The 24,738-nt window shown below is 52.9% G+C and carries 18 protein-coding genes; 10 read left to right on the forward strand and 8 right to left on the reverse strand.

The features are described from left to right. Window positions 1-53 precede the first annotated feature (53 nt). The 4 genes from LOZ86_RS12750 to lrp all read right to left on the reverse strand — a co-directional run bounded on the left by LOZ86_RS12750 (window position 54) and on the right by lrp (window position 6,367). Window positions 54-1,397: a replication-associated recombination protein A gene (locus LOZ86_RS12750; RefSeq protein WP_039513934.1), complete on the reverse strand. Its 1,344-nt coding sequence runs from the start codon at window positions 1,395-1,397 to the stop codon at window positions 54-56. Window positions 1,398-1,404: 7 nt separating this feature from the next. After that, window positions 1,405-2,016, reverse strand: a complete 612-nt coding sequence (gene lolA / locus LOZ86_RS12755; RefSeq protein ID WP_039481399.1) for an outer membrane lipoprotein periplasmic chaperone LolA — start codon at window positions 2,014-2,016, stop codon at window positions 1,405-1,407. Between the two features lie 247 nt (window positions 2,017-2,263). Next, on the reverse strand, window positions 2,264-5,758 hold the full coding sequence (locus tag LOZ86_RS12760) for a DNA translocase FtsK 4TM domain-containing protein (RefSeq protein ID WP_039481402.1): 3,495 nt from the start codon (window positions 5,756-5,758) through the stop codon (window positions 2,264-2,266). Window positions 5,759-5,872: 114 nt separating this feature from the next. Beyond that, complete coding sequence (gene lrp, locus LOZ86_RS12765; protein WP_005967536.1) at window positions 5,873-6,367, reverse strand: leucine-responsive transcriptional regulator Lrp; 495 nt, start codon at window positions 6,365-6,367, stop codon at window positions 5,873-5,875. Between the two features lie 583 nt (window positions 6,368-6,950). On the opposite strand from lrp, the gene trxB reads away from it, so the two are divergent. The 5 genes from trxB (at window position 6,951) to infA (ending at window position 12,725) form a co-directional block, all read left to right on the forward strand. Next, window positions 6,951-7,913: a thioredoxin-disulfide reductase gene (gene trxB / locus LOZ86_RS12770; protein WP_010277214.1), complete on the forward strand. Its 963-nt coding sequence runs from the start codon at window positions 6,951-6,953 to the stop codon at window positions 7,911-7,913. Window positions 7,914-8,150: 237 nt separating this feature from the next. After that, complete coding sequence (gene cydD, locus LOZ86_RS12775; RefSeq protein ID WP_039481405.1) at window positions 8,151-9,917, forward strand: heme ABC transporter permease/ATP-binding protein CydD; 1,767 nt, start codon at window positions 8,151-8,153, stop codon at window positions 9,915-9,917. A 17-nt stretch (window positions 9,918-9,934) separates the two neighbouring features. Next, window positions 9,935-11,656 (forward strand): heme ABC transporter ATP-binding protein/permease CydC, encoded by a 1,722-nt coding sequence (gene cydC / locus LOZ86_RS12780; RefSeq protein WP_052012023.1) that lies wholly within the window; start codon window positions 9,935-9,937, stop codon window positions 11,654-11,656. 33 nt (window positions 11,657-11,689) lie between these two features. Further along, complete coding sequence (gene aat, locus LOZ86_RS12785; protein ID WP_039481412.1) at window positions 11,690-12,394, forward strand: leucyl/phenylalanyl-tRNA--protein transferase; 705 nt, start codon at window positions 11,690-11,692, stop codon at window positions 12,392-12,394. Between the two features lie 112 nt (window positions 12,395-12,506). Continuing rightward, entirely contained in the window at window positions 12,507-12,725 is a 219-nt protein-coding gene (gene infA, locus LOZ86_RS12790) for a translation initiation factor IF-1 (protein ID WP_002211347.1), read from the forward strand. Window positions 12,726-12,905: 180 nt separating this feature from the next. Here the strand turns inward: infA and clpA are convergent, their stop codons facing one another. Next, a complete protein-coding gene (gene clpA / locus LOZ86_RS12795) occupies window positions 12,906-15,179 on the reverse strand; it encodes an ATP-dependent Clp protease ATP-binding subunit ClpA (protein WP_165708080.1) in 2,274 nt (757 codons plus the stop codon). 29 nt (window positions 15,180-15,208) lie between these two features. Then, complete coding sequence (gene clpS / locus LOZ86_RS12800) at window positions 15,209-15,529, reverse strand: ATP-dependent Clp protease adapter ClpS (RefSeq protein WP_010306375.1); 321 nt, start codon at window positions 15,527-15,529, stop codon at window positions 15,209-15,211. 422 nt (window positions 15,530-15,951) lie between these two features. Here clpS and cspD point away from each other — a divergent pair, with 422 nt between their 5' ends. Continuing rightward, window positions 15,952-16,173: a cold shock-like protein CspD gene (gene cspD, locus LOZ86_RS12805; RefSeq protein WP_039481420.1), complete on the forward strand. Its 222-nt coding sequence runs from the start codon at window positions 15,952-15,954 to the stop codon at window positions 16,171-16,173. Between the two features lie 116 nt (window positions 16,174-16,289). On the opposite strand, the gene LOZ86_RS12810 is transcribed toward cspD, so the two are convergent. Continuing rightward, on the reverse strand, window positions 16,290-17,954 hold the full coding sequence (locus LOZ86_RS12810) for an ATP-dependent endonuclease (RefSeq protein ID WP_039481423.1): 1,665 nt from the start codon (window positions 17,952-17,954) through the stop codon (window positions 16,290-16,292). 338 nt (window positions 17,955-18,292) lie between these two features. Here LOZ86_RS12810 and LOZ86_RS12815 point away from each other — a divergent pair, with 338 nt between their 5' ends. The 4 genes from LOZ86_RS12815 to LOZ86_RS12830 all read left to right on the forward strand — a co-directional run bounded on the left by LOZ86_RS12815 (window position 18,293) and on the right by LOZ86_RS12830 (window position 23,850). Next, on the forward strand, window positions 18,293-19,192 hold the full coding sequence (locus LOZ86_RS12815) for a LysO family transporter (RefSeq protein WP_230243165.1): 900 nt from the start codon (window positions 18,293-18,295) through the stop codon (window positions 19,190-19,192). A gap of 188 nt (window positions 19,193-19,380) precedes the next feature. Beyond that, a complete protein-coding gene (hcp, locus tag LOZ86_RS12820; RefSeq protein WP_095699216.1) occupies window positions 19,381-21,033 on the forward strand; it encodes a hydroxylamine reductase in 1,653 nt (550 codons plus the stop codon). A 138-nt stretch (window positions 21,034-21,171) separates the two neighbouring features. Then, window positions 21,172-22,197: an NADH oxidoreductase gene (gene hcr, locus LOZ86_RS12825; RefSeq protein WP_039481432.1), complete on the forward strand. Its 1,026-nt coding sequence runs from the start codon at window positions 21,172-21,174 to the stop codon at window positions 22,195-22,197. A gap of 216 nt (window positions 22,198-22,413) precedes the next feature. Continuing rightward, the gene (locus LOZ86_RS12830; RefSeq protein ID WP_230242094.1) at window positions 22,414-23,850 is read left to right on the forward strand and encodes a DUF2867 domain-containing protein; all 1,437 of its coding nucleotides are present in this window, start codon (window positions 22,414-22,416) and stop codon (window positions 23,848-23,850) included. On the opposite strand, the gene LOZ86_RS12835 is transcribed toward LOZ86_RS12830, so the two are convergent. Continuing rightward, window positions 23,847-24,674, reverse strand: coding sequence for an N-acetylmuramoyl-L-alanine amidase (locus tag LOZ86_RS12835; RefSeq protein ID WP_039481437.1), 828 nt, complete (start codon window positions 24,672-24,674; stop codon window positions 23,847-23,849). The two genes, LOZ86_RS12830 and LOZ86_RS12835, sit on opposite strands and share 4 nt — an antisense overlap. Between the last annotated feature and the right edge of the window lie 64 nt (window positions 24,675-24,738).

Genomic DNA, 24,738 nt, shown 5'->3' on the forward strand with positions numbered 1-24,738 from the left:
GCTACGCGGCCGGTTTCAGAAAATACCGTAATAACCTTACCGCAACGCTTAGTTCAACGGTAGCGTTTTGTCGGGCTATTTTGATCCTGAGTGGCAAGCCAGGCGAGCTTTTCACCAATTTTGCCCTCAAGGCCGCGTGAGGTCGGCGCGTAATAGTGCGTATCGGCCATTTCCGGCGGAAAATAGCTCTCGCCAGCGGCATAGGCATTAGGTTCATTGTGTGCGTACCGATACTCTGCGCCGAGCCCCATTTCTTTCATTAACTTGGTAGGCGCATTACGCAAATGCTCGGGAACATCATAGTCTGGCTTCTCGCGCGCATCCTGCATCGCGGCTTTAAACGCGCTATAGACAGCGTTACTTTTAGGGGCACAGGCCAGATAAACAATCGCCTGAGCAATAGCACGCTCCCCTTCTGCCGGGCCGACGCGAGTGAAGCAATCCCAGGCGGAGATAGCCACCTGCATCGCACGCGGGTCAGCATTGCCGACATCTTCCGATGCAATCGCCAACAGTCGTCGGGCAACATACAGCGGATCGCCACCGGCGGTGATGATTCTGGCGTACCAATAAAGCGCCGCATCCGGCGAAGAACCTCTTACCGATTTATGCAACGCCGAAATCAGGTCGTAATATCGGTCACCTTTTTTATCAAAGCGGGCACTACGCTCGCCAGCGATTTCGTTGAGGAGTGCTGGCGTCAGAACACGTATGCCCTGCGCGTCGATTTCCGCCATATCCACCATCATTTCCAGACTATTCAGCGCACGTCTGGCATCGCCGTTGACCAATTCGGCCAGCATTCGCGCGGTGTCGGCAGGCAGGACAATATTCTGTCCGCCATATCCTCGCTCGCTGTCGCTCATGGCCTGCTGCAAGACCTGTTCGATATCTTCCGCCGTCAGCGCTTTTAGCAAATAGACGCGGGCACGAGATAACAATGCGGAATTGAGTTCGAAAGAGGGGTTTTCGGTTGTCGCACCAATGAAGGTGATCGTTCCATCTTCGATATGTGGCAGAAACGCATCCTGCTGACTTTTGTTGAAACGATGGACTTCATCGACAAACAAAATAGTGCGGCGCCCTGCATTGCGATTTTGACGGGCACGCTCAATCGCTTCACGAATCTCCTTGATACCGGACGTCACGGCAGAAATACGTTCAACATCAGCCTGCCCGTAATGACCAATCAGTTCTGCCAGCGTGGTTTTTCCCGTTCCTGGCGGCCCCCAGAGAATCATTGAGTGCAACTGCCCTGCCTCAATGGCTCGTGGCAGAGGCTTACCGGCCCCTAACAGGTGCTGTTGGCCGATATACTGTGCCAACGTCGCAGGCCGCATACGCGCGGCCAGCGGTTGGAATTCATTATGGGAAAAATCAAGTGACAGGTTGCTCACTCTGGCCTCACTGACGCTGGTCATCCAGCGTGACGCCTTTCGGCGGTGTGAACGTGAATTGCGCGGCATCAACAGCGCCGTTTTGCTGGTTTTTCAGCACATAAGTGCTTCGCTGCCCATCTTGTTCCGTTGCGGTAAACTGCTTGATTGTGCCGCTTGTCGTCACGTTAATCACGAACTGCTTCAGATTACCGCTCGCTGATTTCGGCGTAAGCTCAAAGTCATCACCTTTCTGGCGCACATCGTATTTATTCCAGTCGCTGGTGTCGTTACGCGTAATCAGAATAAACGGCGTATTGCCTGTTGCATCTTTCAGCCAGGTTGCCGTGACTTGTTCAACAAACGGATTGTAGAACCAAAGCGTTTTACCGTCAGAAATCAATGCACTTTCGTCAGGTGATGTGGTTTTCCAGTTAAATAGGTTAGGACGTTTCAACCACAGTTCGCCTTCCCCTTCCTGCACCGCTGCACCATCGGCGCTGGTGACTTTCTGGCTAAAATTGGCGTGGAAACTGTTTACTTTATTGAGGCGACCCTGCAAATCTTTTGCCGCGTCCGCATAGACAGCGGTTGAGGTAACACCTGCAATCAGGCAACTGATAGCTAACCACTTTTTCATACGCATAATCCTTTGAATTTCTTAATATAACAAATCTTCATCTATCGAAGCCAGACGCTTTTCATAGCGCCTATGTTCTTTACAGATCGGTGTTATTCGTCGAACTACGTTATCTATAGATCTATGTTATCTGAACCCACTCGGACGGTGATAGGTGAATTATCTGCTTATTGCCGCTTTTACGCTTCTTTGCATAAGGGCTGCTCGCGCAGCCCTTAGTGGGGTGACGTCAATAAGTACTGTATTCTCATTCCATCGATGGCGGTGCCAATACCTCGCGGTTACCGTTGTGTCCTGGAGAGCTGACAATACCCTGCGCCTCCATTTGCTCAACAATTCGCGCGGCGCGGTTATATCCGATTCGGAACTGACGCTGCACGCCAGAGATTGATGCACGACGCTTATCGACGACAAACGCTACCGCCTGATCGAACAGCGGATCGAGTTCTTCATCGCCATCAAGACCGAGACTTCCGCCTTCAGCATCGTCGCCACCGCTGACAATATTATCGACATATTGAGGGCGACCGCGCGCTTTCCAATCCTGAACAACAGCGTGAACTTCCTCATCGCGCACAAAAGCACCATGAACACGAACAGGTATTGAGGAGTTAGGTGCCATATACAGCATATCCCCCATTCCCAATAGCGACTCTGCCCCTGCTTGATCGAGGATAGTCCGTGAGTCGATTTTGCTGGAAACGGTAAACGCGATACGCGTCGGAATGTTTGCTTTGATCAATCCGGTGATGACATCAACCGAAGGACGCTGCGTCGCCAGCACCAAGTGAATCCCCGCAGCACGCGCTTTTTGCGCCAGTCGGGCAATCAGTTCTTCAACTTTCTTACCCACCGCCATCATCAGGTCAGCAAATTCATCGACCATCACGACAATATACGGTAGTTTTTCCAGCACCGGCGGCGTCATATCCATACTGTCACCTGGCTTCCAGAACGGATCGGGGATCGGACGCCCCATTGCATTTGCCGTCATCACCCGTTCGTTGTATCCCGCCAGATTACGTACGCCAAGCGCTGACATCAGCTTATAGCGACGTTCCATTTCACCGACACACCAGCGCAGCGCATTGGCCGCATCCTTCATGTCGGTCACGACTTCCGTCAACAAATGCGGAATACCTTCGTACACCGAGAGTTCCAGCATTTTCGGGTCGATCATGATAAAGCGTACATCTTCCGGCGTGGCTTTATACAACATACTGATGATCATGGCGTTGACGCCGACCGATTTACCCGACCCCGTTGTACCCGCAACCAACAGGTGTGGCATTTTCGCTAAATCGGCAACGACAGGTTCGCCCGCAATATCTTTACCCAGCACAATCGACAGCGGCGATGGATTATCCCGGAACTGATCGCAGTCCAGCACTTCTCGCAGGTAAACCGTCTGGCGATGCGCATTCGGCAACTCCAGTCCGACGTATGGTCGGCCGGGGATAACCTCAACAATACGCACCGCGACAACCGACAGTGAACGTGCCAAATCGCGCGATAAATTCGAGATACGAGCCGCTTTAACGCCCGGAGCCAGATCCAATTCAAACCGTGTGATCACCGGTCCAGGAGAGTGATCAACCACATCAGCTTTTACCCGGAAATCAGCCAGACGCGCTTCAATCAGCCGCGCCGTCTGTTCCAGTGCAAAATTATCAACAGGCGCTTCGCTAGCCGGCGGTGGCGTCAACAAATCTAACGTTGGCAGCGGCGTAGTTGGCTTCTGTAGCGGTTGTTCATTACGCATCAGGAACGGGTGAATCAAGCCATCCATTGCCGGATGATGCGTTGGTGTTGCCACAGTTTCCTGTTTCGCAGCCTCAACAGGCGCTGACGCCGGCTGCATTGGATGACTAAACGCCAACGGGTTGCGATCATCGTCGTCGTCCTCATCTTCACCAGCATGCATCGGCGGAAGCTCTGGCTCGGCGTTATAGGACGGCTGTGAATAGGTAGAGGTGGGTTCACTGAACGTATGCGGTTCAGGTTCGCGTTCATTCTCCGCACTAAACGGCGAGAATGAAAAAGCGTTGTGCGATGTGGCAGAGTTTGGCTGAACAGGCTCACTGATCGCAGGCGGTGCTATCGGAGCAGGGATTTCCTCATCGCGCTGCAACGCACTGTCGTCATAACGTGACTGCTGCTGTGCTGCGAAATCTCTGGCTAGCTGCGCTTGCAGAAGCGCGTCTTCATCGTCTTCTTGCAGTGGGTATTCATCACCATAACGCTGACGTTGCTGATCCAGATACGCTTGCTGCAATGCCGCTTCCTGCTGGGCGATGTCATCCGGTGTCTCTTCCTGATACACGTCATTCGCCAATTCCGTTTCTGCGCTACCGTTCTGCGCCTGCAGCCTTGCTTGTTCTTCAGCCAGCCGCTGCGACGGCAGTTTGATTCCGTATGACGCCAGCTCGCGGCGAGTAGGAATGCGTACCGGGTTAGGACGTGGCAGTTCAGGCCCTACGCCGCGTTTAATCTGCGGATTATCAGCGCCATCGGCACTGAACGCAGGCATAAACGTGCTGTTCGTATTGAAATCCGTATCGCGTGCAGGTTGTGGCGGCTCAGCAAAAGGTTGAACCACAGGTGCCGTGACAATCGGTGGTACGGCACTCTCTCCGTAACTATTTCCGTAAGGTGCATACACACTGCTATGGAGTTCAGGCGAGGTTGCGATCTCTGGCATTGTCGCTGGCGTTTCAGGGACTTCAAACGAATACAACGGCGGATTTAGCGACGGCGTCGAATCAATCGCAGATGGAGTAACGGGCGGCACCATGCCAGACGATGAAGCAGAGAAGACTGATTCTGATAATGCTGAATCAGGCACTGCCGCATCAGACAATGTTGACCCTGCCACTAGCGTTTCTGCGGAGAGTACTGGTTGTGTCGCTGTCGGTGCGTTCTCAGCTAACGGTGATGACACGTCTATCTTATTTTCTGCCGCCGTGTCGTTTACCGCATCAGCAACGGAAGACGCAGAAAACAGAACGTCATCGTCATCACGCTGTTGTGTTATTTCCTCGCCCGACGCTTCATCGTGGCGCAGATTAAGCACGTCGCTTTCATCCTCTTCACGATCGTTTTCTTCACGATAGTCCTCGTCGCGGCGCGAACGATTTGACATAAACGTCAGACAGCCCAACACACCTGCGCCAATTTTTTCAGCGATCGTTAACCATGACCAGCCGGTAAACAGCGTTAATCCTGCGCCCCACACACAGAGCAGAATCAGCGTTGCACCCATGCTGTTGAAACGCGGGATCATTGAGCTGCTCAACAAGCTTCCCAAAACACCACCGGAAGCAAAATAGTAGAGATCGTCAATATTCAACGCAGCCAAACCACAAGAGGTCAGGATCAGCGCCAATGTCCCAATCAGGCGAAGTGAAAAGGTAAAATATTCAATAGATTGTTGGTTATCACGCTGACGGAAAGCCGCCCAACACAGGGATAACATGATCGGTGGAATAGCATAGGCCAGAACGCCAAAAATGAAGAACAGCGTATCCGCCAGCCAGGCACCCGCCACACCACCAAAGTTGTGGATAGGTTCATGCCACGCAGTTTGTGACCAACTAGGATCGGAGGGGCTGAAACTGAGTAGTGCGACACCGAGATAAACAGCAAAAAGTGCCACAACGATTAAAATCGCTTCGAGCAAGCGACGCGTTCCGCTGAGTTTCTTCAGGGTAACGTCTTTGTCTTCTGTATATTCCTGGCTCAAGAGTCTCTCCAGGGGCCTGTAAGGTTTATGACAAAGCGCCGAGAAAACCCGGCGCTGGGACTGTATAAATTCACAGGAGTGTAGCTGAATTTATCGGGTTTTGCACCCACACGTTTACCGGGTCTTAATGACCAGACGGTTGCTTTGCTTCACTTCTTCCATCACCACGTAAGTACGTGTGTCGTTTACGCCCGGCAAACGCAGCAGCGTTTCGCCCAGGAGCTTACGATAAGCAGACATGTCCGGCACGCGTGTTTTCAACAGGTAGTCAAAATCACCGGAAACCAGATGACACTCCTGAATTTCTTCCAGCTTCTGCACCGCAGAGTTAAACTGTTCAAACACATCAGGCGCACCGCGGTTTAGCGTTATTTCAACAAAAACCAGCAGTGACGCATCCAGATAATGCGGGTTTAGCAGCGCTGTGTAGCCATTAATAAAACCCTGTCTCTCCAGACGACGCACACGTTCCAGACAAGGCGTTGGCGACAGCCCAACACGTTTGGAAAGCTCGACATTGGAAATACGCCCATCTTTTTGCAATTCGTTCAGGATGTTACGATCAATACGATCGAGATCTTTTCCTGGCCGTTTTTTAGTGTCTACCATTATTATTGTCTCTCTTCACTTTTCCCTGCACCCGCTTTACCCCGATAGACCTCATGTATCAGAGCTACCCTTAAAGAAGACACGCTGCCTATTTTGTATATCAACAGTCATTAACTTCTCGTTCTCGCCCCACGTATTGCTTACCCGCGAAGAAGACCATCACGTCATATCCGTGGCCCAAAGGCCTACCTGCGCAAAAACGAATAAAAAGCCGAGCTTTTAACTGTTCACATACAAAAAATTTCCTCTTACCCAGATGTTTTCGCAAATGCACAGCCGATTGTCAAAGCAAAACAACGAAAATCAGAAGAAACTGCCAGATTGGATAAGCCAGAGCCCTTCGCCGAGGTAACTTCAATCATTTTACTTATGAATGTGGCTGATTTTTCAGCGATTTGTCGTCACCATCGTCATTAACGATTAAACAAATAGCCAGCAACTTTTCTGCATACTTTTTTTACTCTTGTAATTTCCTTACAATCATTCGCATTGTCCGTGGTAGAGACGGTTCGTAGTAAAGAAACGTGTTTGTCGTAGAGACCGTTCATATGAACCTTATCCGCCGTCATGAAATGAGGAAAGCATGGGTACTGTTAAACATCACAAGTTATTGATTCTGGGTTCAGGCCCGGCTGGCTACACTGCCGCTGTTTATGCTGCACGGGCGAATTTACAGCCAGTATTAATCACGGGTATGGAAAAAGGCGGTCAGCTGACGACCACGACCGAAGTAGAAAATTGGCCGGGTGATGCCGATGATTTAACTGGCCCGCTGTTAATGGAGCGTATGCATGCACACGCGACCAAATTCAATACTGAAGTGATCTTCGATCATATTGAACGTGTTGATTTGCAGAACCGTCCCTTCCGTTTATTCGGTGATAGCGCCGAATACACCTGTGACGCACTAATCATCGCTACCGGGGCATCAGCGCGTTATCTTGGTCTGCCATCTGAAGACGCGTTTAAAGGCAAAGGGGTTTCTGCCTGCGCAACCTGTGACGGGTTCTTCTACCGTAACCAGAAAGTCGCCGTGGTTGGCGGCGGGAATACCGCAGTAGAAGAAGCCTTGTATTTGTCTAACATCGCGGCGGAAGTGCATTTAATTCACCGTCGCGAGACGTTCCGTTCAGAGAAGATTCTGATCGATCGCCTGATGGACAAAGTTAAAAACGGCAACATCATCCTGCATACCAATCGTACGCTGGACGAAGTACTGGGCGATGACATGGGCGTAACCGGTGTGCGTATCCGCGATACGCAGAGCGACGCCGCAGAAGAACTGGAGCTGGCTGGCGTGTTTATCGCTATCGGCCACAGTCCGAACACGGCCGTATTTGGCGGTCAGTTGGAACTGGAAAACGGTTATATCAAAGTGCAGTCCGGTATTCATGGCAACGCAACACAAACCAGCATTCCTGGCGTCTTTGCCGCAGGCGACGTCATGGATCACATCTACCGTCAGGCCATTACCTCCGCAGGTACCGGCTGTATGGCGGCACTGGATGCTGAACGTTATCTTGACGGGCTGACCGTCAACAAGTAATACGCTGCTGATAACGGAGCGGCGACGGCCGTTCCGTTTTCTTCACTTCTGGCTTACCTTCCGCAACACAAAATTGATCGCCTCACCCATTTCCCTTCTCCTTTTCGTTTGCAGCGCGCCCCTGTCGCGGTAACATGGCGTCATTCTGCGTGATAGAAGATAATTTTGTTAACTAACAGTTGCATGAGAGTTATTTTCTGTTAAGTCCATTTCTGCAATATAACGAACTGGTGCCTGATGAAAAAAACCAGACAGCAAGAACTGACCGCCTGGCTGAAACAGCAGAGTAAGCTGGCGCAACGTTGGCTACGGATTTCACTCCTGCTTGGATTCCTGAGCGGTGCGTTAATCGTGGCGCAAGCCTGGCTGTTAGCTACGCTGCTTCATGCCTTGATTATCGAGCATGCTACTCGCGAATCCCTGCTCTCCCCCTTCCTTCTGCTGATCGGCACATTTATTCTGCGCGCACTCAACAGTGTGTTACGCGAGCGTGTTGGCTTTCTTTGCGGACAAGCCGTTCGACAGCAAATTCGTAAGCTGGTACTGGACCGATTACAACAGCTTGGTCCTGCCTGGGTACAGGGCAAACCCGCTGGCAGTTGGGCAACGATGATTCTTGAGCAGGTTGATGACATGCAGGATTATTACGCCCGCTACCTGCCGCAGATGTATCTTGCTGCGCTGATTCCGCTGCTTATCTTAATCACGATTTTCCCGCTCAACTGGGCCGCAGGCCTGATTCTGTTTCTCACTGCCCCGCTTATCCCGCTTTTTATGGCACTGGTTGGCATGGGCGCGGCGGATGCCAACCGACGTAACTTTCTGGCGCTGGCACGCCTGAGCGGACACTTCCTCGATCGCCTGCGCGGGATGGAGACGTTACGCCTGTTCCATCGTGGCAAGGCTGAAATCGAACAAATCCGTCATGCTTCCGAAGATTTCCGTAGTCGCACGATGGAAGTGCTGCGCATGGCGTTTCTCTCCTCGGGCGTGCTGGAGTTTTTCGCCTCCATTTCAATCGCCGTAGTCGCCGTTTATTTCGGTTTCTCTTATCTCGGGGAACTGGATTTTGGTCATTACGGCATGGGTGTGACGCTCTTCGCTGGTTTTCTTGTATTGATTCTGGCACCGGAATTCTTTCAGCCTTTACGCGATTTGGGCACCTTCTATCATGCCAAGGCTCAGGCTATCGGTGCAGCGGAATCGCTGGTGACCTTTTTGTCAGAGGAAGGCGAGACGGTCGGCTTTGGCACACACGAATTCAGCAGTGATACCGCCATTGCTATCCGAGCGGAAGATCTGGTTGTCCTCGCGCCGAATGGCACACCGCTGACCCAACCGTTGACGTTCGATATTCGCGCAGGTGAACGTATCGCGCTGGTCGGCCTCAGCGGAGCAGGAAAAAGCTCACTGCTTAATGTGCTGCTGGGATTCCTGCCCTACCGCGGTTCACTCACCGTCAACGGTCAGGCATTGAACACGCTAACGCCTGAATCATGGCGTAAGCAGTTAAGCTGGGTCGGACAAAATCCCCACCTGCCGGAGCAGACGCTACGCAGCAATATTCTGCTGGGTAATCCGCAGGCCAGCCCTTTGGAATTGCAGTATGCGATTGAGCACGCGTATGTACAGGAATTTTTACCGCAGCTCCCGCAAGGTCTGGAAACGACAATCGGTGACGGTGCGGCACGCCTTTCTGTCGGACAAGCACAGCGTGTCGCCGTTGCCCGTGCGCTCATTCATCCTTGCAACTTACTGCTGCTGGATGAGCCGTCAGCGAGCCTGGATGCCCATAGCGAGGATCTGGTTATGACAGCGCTGAACGACGCGGCGCGTTCGCAGACCACGCTGCTGGTCACGCATCAACTCACCGAGATTGCCGAGTATGACACGATCTGGGTCATGGACGGCGGTCGGTTAGTTCAACAAGGTGATTATCAAACACTCCGAGCTGAAGCGGGTCCCTTCGCGACGCTGCTGGCACAAAGACAGGAGGCGCTGTAATGGCTCAGATGAAAACGATGCAGGTATTAAAACCGTTTCTGGCGCTTTATCGTCAGCACTTCTGGTATTTGAGTCTGGGCGTGGTATTGGCTATTGCTACGCTGCTCGCCAGTATTGGTCTACTCGCCCTATCTGGCTGGTTTCTGGCAGGTGCCGCGCTGGCAGGGATCGTCGGGTTGCTCACCTTTAACTATATGCTGCCCGCCGCTGGCGTACGGGGTGCAGCGATTGCACGTACGGCCGGACGCTACGGGGAAAGAGTCGTCAGCCACGATGCCACCTTCCGCGTTTTGCTACGCTTGCGTGTTTTCACCTTTTCTCGCATTCTGCCGCTCTCTCCGGGGGGATTAGCGCAATTTCGTCAGGCTGAACTGCTAAACCGGCTCGTGGCGGACGTAGATACGCTCGACCACCTTTATCTCCGCGTAATTTCACCCATCGTCAGCGCATTCGCCGTCATTCTTATCGTTTGCTACGGTCTGAGTTTCATTGATGCCTCACTCGCTCTGACGCTGGGTGCCATTATGCTGGCACTGCTGCTGTGCCTGCCGATTGTCTTTTATCGGGCAGGAAACGGCATCGGACAAGATTTGACCGCGCTGCGTGCGCAATACCGCCTTCAGTTAACGACCTGGCTGCAAGGTCAGGCGGAGCTCACCGTCTTCGGCGCACTCAGTCGCGTCCGTCAGCAGTTGGCTCTGGTGGAAATTAACTGGCTGCGCCGCCAGCGCCAGCAGGCCAACCTTACCGGCCTATCTCAGGCGGTGATGATTTTATGCAGCGGACTGACCGTTACGCTGATTCTGTGGCTGGCAGCAGATGGCGTTGGCGGTAATCCACAGCCCGGTGCGTTGATTGCCCTGTTCGTGTTCGCCTCACTTGCGGCTTTCGAAGCGCTGGCACCCGTCACGGTGGCCTTCCAGCATATGGGACAAGTGATTGCCTCCGCTGCTCGGGTCGATCAAATCATTCGCCAGCCCGTTGACGTCACGTTCCCAGAGAGTGGGCCAGAAACCTCACGCGAGGCGTCTCTCGATGTCTCACATGTCGGTTTCACCTATCCCGGTCAACCACTGCCCGTGCTGCAGAATATTACCCTTTCCATTCAACCGGGCGAGCATCTGGCGCTGCTGGGGCGTACCGGATGCGGGAAATCGACGCTATTGCAATTGCTGACCCGTGCATGGAATTGTGAATACGGCGAGATTACGCTGAATGGACATCCCCTTGCCGATTGGCGGGAAGACGATCTCCGCGCCATGATGAGCGTGGTGCCACAACGCGTGCACATTTTCAGCGCAACGCTGCGTGATAACCTGCTGCTGGCAGCACCGACCGCACGAGATGAAAAACTGGCCGAGGTATTACAGCAGGTTGGGTTAGAAAAACTGCTGGAAAACGAAGGGCTGAATGCCTGGTTGGGAGAAGGCGGTCGACAGCTGTCCGGTGGCGAACAGCGCCGTATCGCGTTGGCACGTGCCTTATTGCACGACGCACCGCTCGTTCTATTGGATGAACCGACTGAAGGGTTGGATGCAGAAACCGAAAAGCGTATTCTGCAACTGCTCCGCCAGCACTGTGCCAATAAGACGCTGATCGTCATCACTCATCGGCTATACGGCTTAGAATCGATGGATCGCATCTGCATTCTGGACGATGGTAAAGTGATCGAACAGGGCAGCCATCAGGCTTTAATGGCACAACAAGGTCGTTATTGGCAATTCCGCCAGCACGTTTAAGGCAATTTCCGTGAAACACAACGTTTGAAAAACATGCGCTTATACCAGCTTTCGTCTCAATCGCTTCAGTTCCCTGATCCGAACCATGCGCTAGATGACCCCAACGGCCTACTGGCCGTTGGCGGCGATCTCTCCGTCGCCCGGTTAAACGCAGCTTACCGACAGGGCATTTTCCCTTGGTTCTCTCCCAGTGAGCCGATCTTATGGTGGTCACCAAACCCACGCGCGGTCCTGTTTCCTGGTGAACTCCATCTCAGCCGCAGCATGAAAAAATTTCTGAAGCGCCATACGTTTCACGCGACGCTGAATCAGGCATTTGATGATGTCATTCACGCCTGCGCGCATGAGCACCATGACGGCACCTGGATTACGCCGGACATTATCTCGGCTTATCGCCAGCTTCATCAGGTCGGAAAAGCACATTCTGTCGAAGTGTGGCAGAATGGCGCACTGGTGGGTGGGCTCTATGGTATTGAGCAAGGACGATTATTTTGCGGCGAGTCGATGTTCAGCCGCACGGATAATGCGTCAAAATACGCGCTGCTGGCGTTTCAACAACATTTTATTCGCCATAGTGGTCATCTGATCGACTGTCAGGTGCTAAACTCCCATACCGCTTCTCTCGGCGTGAGTGAAATACCCCGAGATCGCTTTCTGCAACAGCTTTCTCAGTGGCAGGATATTGCGGTCGATGATGGCTGCTGGCAACCACAACAGCTCGCAGAACCCGCATTCTGACAGAGAAATCGGGCAAATAACGCCCCAAACGCGAACGCTTCTTTACATAGTGTCAGTTTTTCGGCATTATCTTGCGGTTAAAAAATAAAGGTAGTTAGACCTAGAGGATTCGATGGCCAAAGAAGACAATATTGAAATGCAAGGCACCGTGCTTGATACGCTGCCCAACACCATGTTCCGCGTTGAATTGGAAAACGGGCATGTGGTTACCGCTCATATCTCCGGTAAAATGCGTAAAAACTATATCCGCATCCTGACGGGTGACAAAGTCACTGTAGAGTTAACCCCGTACGACCTGAGTAAAGGCCGCATTGTCTTCCGCAGCCGCTAACCGGTTCGCCCATCGCTGATCACAGCGATATATGAGGATGTGACTCCCTCCCCAGCCCTTCCCTTCATGGCAAGGGCTTTTGTTTTTTAAAACAGTTTTTGGGGAGCCACACTATTCAGCACGGGCTAAGAACGTAAAAAGGGATGCCTCAGCATCCCTTTTAGATAACACACTATGTGATTAATTAACGCTTTCTGCTTTCCGCTTCTGCGCACTCTGGAAGCCGTACGTCAGCTGTTGCGTCTCTTTATCCAATTCCACCGTAACCGAACCACCGTCCACCAGCGAACCAAATAACAGCTCGTTGGCCAGCGGTTTCTTAAGGCTTTCCTGCATCACGCGCGCCATTGGTCGGGCACCCATTGCTTTGTCGTAGCCTTTCTCTGCCAGCCAGTCGCGCGCTTCATCGCTCACTTCCAGCGATACGCCTTTCGCATCCAGCTGCGCCTGAAGTTCTACGATAAACTTATCGACAACCTGCTGAATGACATCGGTCGACAGATGGTTGAACCAGATAATGCCGTCCAGACGGTTACGGAACTCTGGCGTAAACACCTTCTTAATTTCTTCCATCGCATCAGTACTGTTGTCCTGATGAATGATGCCGATGGATTTACGCTGTGTTTCCCGCACGCCCGCGTTGGTGGTCATGACGACAATGACATTGCGGAAATCCGCTTTACGGCCATTGTTGTCCGTCAGCGTACCGTTATCCATCACCTGCAACAGCAGGTTAAAGACGTCAGGATGCGCTTTTTCGATCTCATCCAACAGCAGCACCGCATGAGGATGCTTAATCACCGCATCCGTCAGCAGACCGCCCTGATCGTAACCCACATAGCCGGGAGGCGCGCCAATCAAGCGGCTAACCGTATGACGCTCCATGTATTCGGACATATCAAAGCGCAGCAGTTCAATATCCAGCGCTTTGGCCAGTTGTAACGTCACTTCCGTCTTACCGACACCGGTAGGACCCGCGAACAGGAAGGAACCGACCGGTTTACGCTCCTGACCCAGCCCTGCACGGCTCATCTTGATAGACTCAGACAGGGCTTCGATTGCTTTGTCCTGCCCAAACACCAGCATTTTCAGGCGGTCACTGAGGTTTTTCAGCACATCGCGATCGCTGGCGGAGACGGTTTTCTCTGGAATACGGGCGATACGAGCGACAACCGATTCGATGTCACTCACGTTGACCGTTTTCTTACGTTTGCTGACCGGCATCAGACGGCTGCGCGCACCAGCCTCATCGATCACATCAATCGCTTTATCCGGCAGATGACGATCGTTGATATATTTCACAGCCAGCTCTACTGCGGCACGAACCGCTTTCGACGTATAGCGAACATCATGGTGAGCCTCATATTTCGGCTTCAGACCATTAATGATTTGTACGGTTTCTTCCACGCTCGGTTCAGTGATATCGATTTTCTGGAAACGACGCGCCAACGCCCGATCCTTTTCAAAGATATTGCTGAATTCCTGATAGGTGGTAGAGCCAATAACGCGAATCTTGCCGCTGGAAAGCAGGGGCTTAATCAGATTAGCGGCATCGACCTGACCACCGGACGCCGCGCCAGCGCCGATAATCGTGTGGATTTCATCAATGAACAGAATACTGTTTTTATCCTGCTCCAACTGCTTCAACAGCGCCTTGAAGCGTTTTTCAAAATCACCACGGTATTTGGTGCCTGCCAGCAGCGCGCCGATGTCCAGCGAGTACAGGGTGCACTCCGCCATCACTTCCGGTACATCGCCCTGCACAATACGCCAGGCCAGCCCTTCAGCAATCGCGGTTTTACCGACGCCGGATTCGCCGACCAGCAGGGGGTTATTTTTACGGCGACGGCACAATACCTGAACCGTGCGCTCCAGTTCCTTATCCCGGCCAATGAGCGGATCGATACCGCCAACGCGAGCCAGTTGATTCAGATTGGTGGTGAAGTTTTCCATACGGTCTTCCCCTCCTGCCTGTTCTTCATTGACGGGACTTTCAGGGTTTGGCGCCTGATCGGATTCTTCTTTACGTGTGCCGTGAGAAATAAAGTTCACGACATCCAGGCGGCTGACGTCATGCTTGCGCAGCAGGTAGGCGGCCTGAGATTCCTGCTCGCTAAAAATTGCAACCAGAACGTTGGCGCCAGACACTTCGCTGCGGCCGGAGGACTGCACGTGGAAGACGGCGCGTTGGAGTACGCGCTGGAAGCTGAGCGTGGGTTGCGTTTCACGCTCGTCGTCACTCTGCGGTAATGTTGGTGTGGTTTGCTCAATGAACGCTTCCAGTTCCTGACGCAGCGCGGCTAAATCTACCGTGCAGGCTTCCAATGCTTCACGGGCGGCTGGGTTACTGAGCAGAGCCAACAGCAGGTGCTCCACGGTCATAAACTCGTGTCGGTGCTCACGCGCTCTGGCGAAAGCCATGTTGAGACTGAGTTCCAGTTCTTGATTGAGCATAGGCACCTCTCCCAATAAATCGCCTGATTTCAGGCTTTTTCCAGCGTACAGAGCAGCGGGTGCTCGTTTTCTCTGGCATAACGATTGACTTGTACAACCTTGGTCTCAGCCACTTCAGCGCTGAATACGCCACAAATCGCTTTACCCTGATAATGCACAGTTAACATAAGCTGTGTGGCACGTTCAATATCATAAGAAAAGAACTTTTGCAGAACGTCAATAACAAATTCCATCGGGGTATAATCATCGTTATTCAACACCACGTTATACATGGAAGGCGGCTGCAATTTTTCTTTCTGTTTATCGGTGGTCAGGTTCTCAGATTGTGACCACGTACTGTTGTTTCCCATTCTCTATCCACATCATGCAACGAATATCGCGACTCACGACATTGGTCTGTTTATTCCTAATAGATCCGAGAAGCAGGAAATGAGCGCCTGCGACTTGAAAGATGACGGGTATCGCTACATTTACAGTAGCACGTCTGCTTTTTATTTTACCACCTGAGGGATTAAATGGTTCCCGGAAAGCAAAATTCAAGGCCTGTAACCGATATCTTGATGACGCAACGCGATCGTGGATTCATCAATAGCGTTATCTGCATCAAATTTTGGCAAACTGCCCTCCTCACCGCGTGGTGGATCGCTTGACGCCGAGATCGATTTCACTAAAGTGTACGGATGAATTGATGGAGTTTTAATCAATTCGTATTCGTAGTAACCAAATAACCACACCTTACTGAAAAGAATACTCTTGCGAAGGATGTCAATGCATGGAGACAGGTACTGTTAAATGGTTCAATAATGCCAAAGGGTTTGGTTTTATCTGTCCAGAAGGGGGCGGTGACGATATCTTCGCGCACTACTCAACCATTCAAATGGATGGCTACCGGACTCTGAAAGCCGGGCAGGTTGTCAGGTTTGATGTTCATCAAGGGCTAAAAGGCAATCATGCCTGCCTGATCGTGCCGCAAATCGCCGAGGCCGTATCCTGACCGTTTCTACACCCTACACATCGACTCAGAACACACTACGCTAAACCGTAAAATGACTATAATGCGACAAATGCCGTTCGTTATATCGAGCGGCATTTTTTTATTTGTAGATACTGTTAATCTGCGCGCCCGCGGGCCAACCACAGCACGCGGGAGAACATGCTGCGAATAAGCGGTGGGATTGCCTCGCTGCCCATTGCCGCGGCCTCCATCGCCACTTCAATCGCCAAGTCGGGCTTGGATGAACGATGGATCGCCTTGATGATGATTTTATGCATCGAGAGCGGCACTTTCTCCGGCAACTGCGCGATGCGGTGATAAACGTGGCTGAATCCCTCACGATACATGTAGTGTTCCATGTCCGATGCAGGCAAGACGGTCAAGTGATCGCGCTCGCTTTCGCCCTGTGCGGTTAACATGCTTTTTGCCGTTGCGGCATATTTTTTCCCCGCGTCGTCACCATCAACCAGCACATGCCATTCAATCCCCATATGACGTGCGAACCTCAACAATGGCCGGAGCCCAGACTGGGCAAATTCAATCACTTTCACCCCTTCCGCCTCAAAATGATGTCCGCATTGGCGCGCCAGTTCATTCAGCATCCAGACTTCGGTTTCCCCTTCCACCAGCAGCCAGCAACGGGCAAAGAGTGATGCGGGTCGATTCATACGAATGTGAAACGCAATGCGTCGGCTGTCTTCCGCATTCATCCCCTGACGGCCAATGCGGTATGTCGCTACCCGTGAGGATTCACGCACCAGACGGCACACCTGCTCCATCGGCACCAGCGACAGCAGCTCGCCTGAATTCGTTGTGGTGAGCTTTTGGAGCGGCAACTGCACCAGAAGCCCCCAGGCGACGGATAGCATAATCGGGTGCAGCCGGGTTTCCGGGTCTTCAATCAGCAAAAGCGGACGCGCATGGGGATCCAACGCAACCGATCCTTTTGCCTGTAACAACGTAGAAAACAATTCCAGCAGGATAATCCGGCGACTGCGGCTATTGGGGTCGGCAATCAGGCGGTTGATATTATCCAGCGATCGCCATGATTTACCGTTATGCGTTCGCGCATGCCGATGATGGCGCCGGTCGTTACCCGTGGCGTTCTGCTCGGAAAAATAGTGCTCCAGCAGTTGCCGCATCGCCACCAGCCCCTGACGTAGTTCTTTATCCGTCAGCTTCTGCGGATTTTGCACCAGCTCACGCATCAGTTGCTCAAACTGCTGAGCCAGTTTTTCATTGCTGTTATCTAACGTCGCGGCCAACGTCCCGGAACGCAGGCGCCGCATAAAACGCGCATCACGCAGCCGTAGCACCGGATGCAGGCGGATAATCTCTCTAGCCAATTCATCAATATCATCCAACGGTATCGGGTGCCCGTCGGCGTCCAGAAAGCTGCGCCAGGTGAAGACCGACTGGCTTTCGTCCACCTCACCTTCCAACCGATAAAAAACGCGGTATAGCGACGCATCGCCTTCCACCCAAACGGGACTAAGCGAACGGTAGCGAGGAGATAAATGATGGCCGGGTGCCGTCTCGCAAAACGTGAAAATAACCTGAAGATGCTTTTCCCGGCTATTTTCATCTCCCGGCGTGAAGTGAAAATCCTGCATATCAAAATGATAAAGTGGTAGCGTCGGTGCCAGCAGCAGCGAGAGCGCATCCAGCAGGCTTGATTTCCCCCACGCGTTCTCACCAATCAGTACGTTGTTCTCGTCCAGCGTCAGCGACAGACGATTGATTCCCCGAAATCCCAGGATTTCAATACTTTCCAGATGCATCTTTCCCTCCTTTAGCAGCGGCCTGCGCGTTTCTGCTGCAAAAATGCTCACTGTATAGAATATCCTGCCAGACAGCGCTTTACTCATCCCGATAATTTGTTTAATTTTAATAGATTATCGTTTTTCTTCCCGCCAAGTGTAGCCGATGAATCCCACGATGCTGTTAATGACAATATTGTTAATGACGATGTTGCCAACGCACGGTTTGTGTTTCTGCCGTGTCGATACCTATCGGGGTAGAACTGAAGAAGAAAAGCCTCATGGTTTAACTACGGCCCCTGCCAATCCTAAAATACGGATTAGCGCCGTTTTTATCGCGCAAGGACATCAATTCTGTGATGTATTCAGGATTATTAATTATTTTATTACCGCTTATCATTGGCTATCTGGTACCGCTGCGCGGCAAAAAAGGATTACAGCTGATTAACCGACTGCTGAGTTGGATGGTGTACGTTATTCTGTTTTTGATGGGCATAAGCTTGGCTTTTCTGGAAAATCTCAGCAGCAATTTGTTACTGATCTTCCGTTATACCGCCGTCTTCGCCTTCTGTATTGTCGCGGCAAACGGCATTGCCCTGTGGCTGTGGGAAAAACGCAGCGCGTGGCGTAGCAAGTACAAAGACGCCGCTCCGCCGTCCAGACTGCGGATGATCCTTGAATCGTTCAAACTCTGTGGCGTGGTATTCGGTGGTTTTTTGCTGGGCTTAACGCAATGGCCAGGATTCACCTACGCCAGCAAAGGCAGCGAATATGCCCTGATCTTCCTGCTCTTTCTGGTCGGCGTTCAACTGCGTAACAGCGGGATGACGCTGCGCCAAATCGTATTAAACCGTCGCGGCCTGGTCATCGCGCTTATCGTCGGTATCAGTGCGCTCGGTGGTGGCCTGCTGGCCGCGTGGATTCTGGGCCTGCCGCTGAAAACCGGTCTGGCGATGGCGTCCGGCTCTGGGTGGTATTCGCTGTCAGGCATTTTGCTAACCGATGCCCTCGGGCCCGTCATCGGCAGCACCGCGTTTTTCAACGATCTGACTCGCGAGCTACTGGCGATTATGCTGGTTCCCGTGTTGGCACAGCGTAATCGCTCGGGTGCATTAGGCCTTTGTGGTGCAACCTCGATGGATTTCACGCTGCCCGTTTTGCAGCGCAGCGCGGGTATCGATGTCGTGCCTGCTGCCATCGTACACGGTTTCTTATTAAGCCTCGCGGCTCCCATATTGATGGCGTTATTTTCTTCATAAGCGCACACTGAACACCGTTTCTCCCCTCGTTTATGGGCTGTGATTGAGAGTGATTTTCATTGACCATCACCAAACTTGCGCTAAATCAAATTTACCTAAAGTTGCAGTAAAAAAGCCTTTTTACCTGCCTCGGCTAACACTATGCTTTAAACAAGCATTTAAAATGCAACTTAAAAAAGGAAGTCATTATGTTTTGTGTGCAATGTGAACAAACGATTCGTACCCCTGTTGGAAACGGCTGCTCTTACGCGCAGGGCATGTGCGGCAAAACCGCAGAAACCTCCGATCTGCAAGACCTGCTGGTCGCTGTGCTGCAAGGGCTTTCTGCCTGGGCGTTGAAAGCGCGCGAGTTGGATATCATCGATCACGATGTCGACAACTTTGCGCCACGCGCCTTCTTCTCTACGTTGACCAACGTTAACTTCGATTCCCAACGTATTATTGGCTACGCACAGGAAGCCATTACACTGCGTGAGTCATTGGCTGTTCGCTGCCGTCTGCATGACGCCACCGCGACCGTCGACCACCCAATGGCAGCCCTGCAACTGGCGGGCAACGATATTCCGACCTTACTGCAACAGGCAGCAGATTTTGCGCTGGACAGCGATAAAGCCAGCGTCGGTGACGACGTTCATGGCTTGCGCATGCTCAACCTTTACGGCCTGAAAGGTGCGGCAGCTTATATGGAGCACGCCCACGTTCTCGGTCAGTATGACAACGCGATCTATGCCGAATATCATGCTTTCATGGCATGGCTGGGCACCCAGCCATCCGATGTTGACACCCTGCTGAACAACGCAATGGGCATCGGTAAAATGAACTTCAACGTGATGGCGATCCTTGACCATGGCGAGACTAATGCTTACGGCCATCCACAGCCGACCTCCGTTAACGTCCGCCCAATTGCGGGTAAAGCGATTCTGATTTCGGGTCATGACCTGAAAGATCTGCGCATGCTGCTGGAGCAAACCGAAGGCACCGGCGTGAATATTTATACCCACGGTGAAATGCTGCCTGCACACGGTTATCCAGAGCTGAAAAAATTCACGCATCTGGCAGGCAACTACGGCAGCGGCTGGCAGAACCAGCAGACTGAGTTTGCCAAATTCCCTGGCGCAATCGTCATGACCTCCAACTGTATTATCGATCCAAACGTGGGCAACTACGGCGACCGCATCTGGACGCGCAGCATCGTTGGCTGGCCGGGCGTGAACCATCTGGAAGGCGACGATTTTAGCCAAGTGATCGAACAGGCACAGGGTCTGGCCGGTTTCCCATACAGCGAAATCGAGCACATGATCACCGTCGGTTTTGGTCGTGAAACACTGTTGAGCGCCGCGGATACCGTTATCGATCTGGTTGCACAGAAAAAACTGCGCCATGTCTTCCTGGTTGGTGGATGTGACGGTAGCCGTGAAGAACGTAGCTACTTCACGGACTTTACGCTGAACGTTCCGCAAGATTGCCTGATCATGACGCTAGCCTGTGGTAAATACCGTTTCAACAAACTGGACTTCGGTACGCTGGAAGGCCTGCCACGTCTGCTGGATGTCGGCCAATGTAATGACGCCTACGCGGCAATTATTCTGGCCGTTAAGCTGGCGGAGAAACTGGGCTGTGGCGTGAACGACCTGCCGCTGAGTCTGGTGCTGTCTTGGTTTGAACAGAAAGCCATTGTCATCCTGCTCACCCTGCTGTCCCTCGGCGTGAAGAATATCTACACCGGGCCAACGGCACCGGGCTTCCTGACGGACAACCTGCTTGCCATTCTGAACGACAAATTCGGTATGCGAGCAATTACCACCGTTGAACAGGACATGAACACCATTCTGGCCGCTTGATGAATCAATGCGGACGGAGGAGCGCGTTCCTCGTCACGCAGCGTGAGGTATCGGCATTGATGCCTCACGCTCAGCCCACTGCTTATGGGCCGCCATTTTTACACGCTTCACCGTACCCGTTTGTTATGGAGATTGATTATGACCATGCCCGCACTACAGATTGGGCCGACACCGCTTTGCTCTAACCGCATGCAGGTACACTCGATTACCCAGGAAACGCCTGATGTCTGGACGATTTCACTGGTTAATCATGATTTTTATCCGTATCAGCCGGGTCAGTATGCGTTAGTCAGCATTGCCAACAGCGCGGAGACGCTACGGGCTTATACGATTTCTTCTTCACCGGGCCTCAGCCGTTTTATTACCTTGACGGTAAGAAGACTGGACGACGGTGTCGGTTCCCGCTGGCTGACCCAAGCGCTAAAAGTCGGTGATTATCTGTGGCTGTCCGATGCACAGGGCGAGTTTACCTGCGCCAACGCGGTCAGCGATCGCTACCTGATGGCGGCGGCAGGCTGTGGCGTCACGCCGATTATGTCGATGTGCCGCTGGCTGCTGGCAAACAAACCGCAAACCGATATTCACGTTATTTTCAACGTGCGCAATCCGTTGCAGGTGATCTTCGCCAAAGAATGGCAGGATCTGGTGCAGCGTTATCCGCAGCAACTGCATCTGACGCTAATGGCAGAGTTTGACGCTGCGCCCGGTTTTCTCTCTGGACGCATCAGCGGCGACCTGCTGATCGAACACGTGCCGGATATCGCCAGCCGCACCGTGATGACCTGCGGCCCAGCCCCGTACATGAACCAGATTGAAACCCTGAGTCAGCAGCTTGGCGTTGCTTCAAACCGCATCTTCAAAGAACAGTTCCGCCCGGCAGATGAAATACTGGATGAAGATGCCGATCAGCTCACGCTGACCATCAGCCGTCCGCTGAAAAACCTGCGCGTTCCGGTAGGCATCAGTCTGCTGGCCGCACTTGAAGCCAATAAGGTGCCGGTTGTCGCCGCCTGCCGCGCCGGTGTTTGCGGGAGCTGTAAAACCCGCGTGCTATCCGGTAATTACACCACCAGCAGTACCATGACGCTAACACCAGCCGAGATCGAACAGGGCTATGTTTTGGCCTGTAGTTGCCAGCTGCAAGGCGACACCGTTCTGGCCTGATACGCCCGCGTTTTACCCCCTTCTGCCCGGTAGCCTCGGCTATCGGGCAGGTAGGCCATGTTAAATTACGCGTGGTTTCAGGCGAGTATTAATCCCCTATTTTTCATCGCTTTTTACCCTTTCCCTATTCATCTTTTACCGATTTGTCTTTTCCAGATTTGCCTTTTCCCGATTATAGTAAGCCATGGTTATATTTTGCTGTGGAGCCACTGGCACATGACATCCCCCTCAGCCCCGATCTTGATTCTGGGCGCAACTGGCTACATTGGCCGCCATTTAACCGAGCGGTTGAGCAAACAAGGCAATCGAGTCATCGCTGCCGGTCGGAATATCGAATCCCTCGCGTCACGAAATTGGCCGGGCGTCGACTGCCAACAGGTTGATCTCGCTAAGCCAGAAAGCCTGCCTGATGGTCTATGGGGCGCGGAGACGATCTATTATCTGGTGCACAGCATGGGCGACGGTGCGGACTTCGTCGCGAGAGAGCGGATGACGGCCATGAACCTGCTGCTGGCACTGGCCTCCAGCCGCGTAAAACAGATTATCTATCTGGGATCGCTTCAGGCGAAAGACGATACCTCACCGCACATGCAAGCACGCCAGATCACGGGAGATGTTTTACGCAGCAGCGGTATTCCCGTCACAGAGCTGCGTGCGGGCATTATTATCGGTACTGGTTCGGCGGCGTTCGAGATCATGCGCGATATGGTCTATAACCTGCCGATACTGACGCCACCGCGCTGGGTGCGTTCTAAATCGTCCCCCATTGCGCTGGAAAACCTGCTGGTATATCTGATCGGCATCGCGCAGCACCCCGCGACAGAAAACCGCATCATGGATGCCGCAGGCCCCGAATACATCAGTTACCAGACCATGTTCGAGCGTTTCATTCAGATCAGCGGCAAGCGCAGATTGCTAATTCCCGTTCCCATGCCGACGCATCTGGTGTCTGTCTGGTTCTTGCATCTGGTGACCTCGGTTCCTCCCTCGATTGCCCGCGCCCTCATTCAGGGGCTAAAACACGATTTACAGGCCGATGGCAGCGAATTGCAGGCATTAATCCCACAAACGCTGATGAGCTTTGATGACGCCGTGCGCCTCACGCTGCAAAGCGAAATGGAGAGCGTACAGCAGGCGGACTGGGGCGATGACACCGAGGTTCGCGCGCGCTGGAAACCAAATTACGGTTTTTACCCCAAACAGGCGGGCCATACGATGGAGACGACAGCCTCCAGTCAGGCGCTCTGGCAGGTCATCCAGCAGGTCGGCGGCAAGGAAGGCTATTTTTACGCCAATGCGCTGTGGAACATCCGCGCCCGGCTGGACGATCTGTGCGGCAACGGCGTCACTTACGGACGCCCCGAGCGCCCAACGCTAGAAGTGGGCGACAAGATTGACGGCTGGAAGGTTATCTCGATCAAGCCACAGCGTCAGCTAGTGCTGCTATTCGGCATGAAAGCACCGGGGCTGGGGAAACTCAACTTTACTATCACGGACAAAGGCACTCACCGAACCGTGGATGTGCGCGCCCGCTGGCACCCTTCTGGGTTCAACGGACTGGTCTACTGGTTTCTGATGATGCCTGCTCACCTGTTTATCTTCCGTGGTATGGCGGCGCGTATTGCGAAACTGGCAGAGAAGGAAACGGTTTAGCGGCTGCCGTATTTCTCCAGCAGCGCATCAACGATCGCTTCACTCTGCGCATCTGGCTTGCCTTGATAGTTCTCAGGTCGGAAATGCATCTGGAAGGCGGCAATCACCTGCCGCTTTTCACGCGACGTCATCGTGTCCTGCATCGAGTAGCCATAGCGCCCCAGCTTTTCCAGCAGAACCGCTTCATCCACTGGCTGCAACGGTAGCCGTCTGTTCAAATAGAACGCGACCCGCTGCGCGTCCGGCCAGGCACCTACGCCCGCTTGTGCCAGAGTCTGCCAGGGGAACAGCGGCCCAGGGTCTTGTTTGCGCAATGGGGCAATATCGCTGTGTGCCACCACATTCCGCGGCGCAATCCGATAGCGATCGACAATATCGCGGGCGATCGCAGTCACGAGCTGAATCTGCGAAGCGGTAAACGGCTCCCACGTATAGCCCGTTAGCGTGCGTTGATAGCCTGCGTTTTCAATCTCAATACCAATTGAGGAATTATTCAGGCGACTAAATCCACGCCAGCTACTGGCTCCCGCATGCCAGGCAGCCTGAGACTCCGGCACCAGTTGCCAGGCAAGCGGCTTGCCGCGCCGCAAAGGTGGGTGTGCTGGAATCAGATAATGGGCGCTGACGTGATCATCCGTCAGAATATTCAGTGAGGTGGCAAAATTTTCCGCCGTGTAGTGAATCACCAGAAAGCGGATACGGGACTCCTGCGCCCGCGACTGCAATGCGGTCTCCAGCACATAATTATTCTGTTCTTTCAGCGAGGAAGCTGATTGGCAACCCGCCAACAGCCCCAACGCTATGCAGACCATCCATTTCAACATCGTTATTCCACTCTATATGCTCTTCCACACCATCTCTTCGCCAACTCACTATATATACTCTAAA

The sequence above is a fragment of the Pectobacterium parvum genome (genome assembly GCF_020971565.1).
GTDB lineage: Bacteria > Pseudomonadota > Gammaproteobacteria > Enterobacterales > Enterobacteriaceae > Pectobacterium > Pectobacterium polare.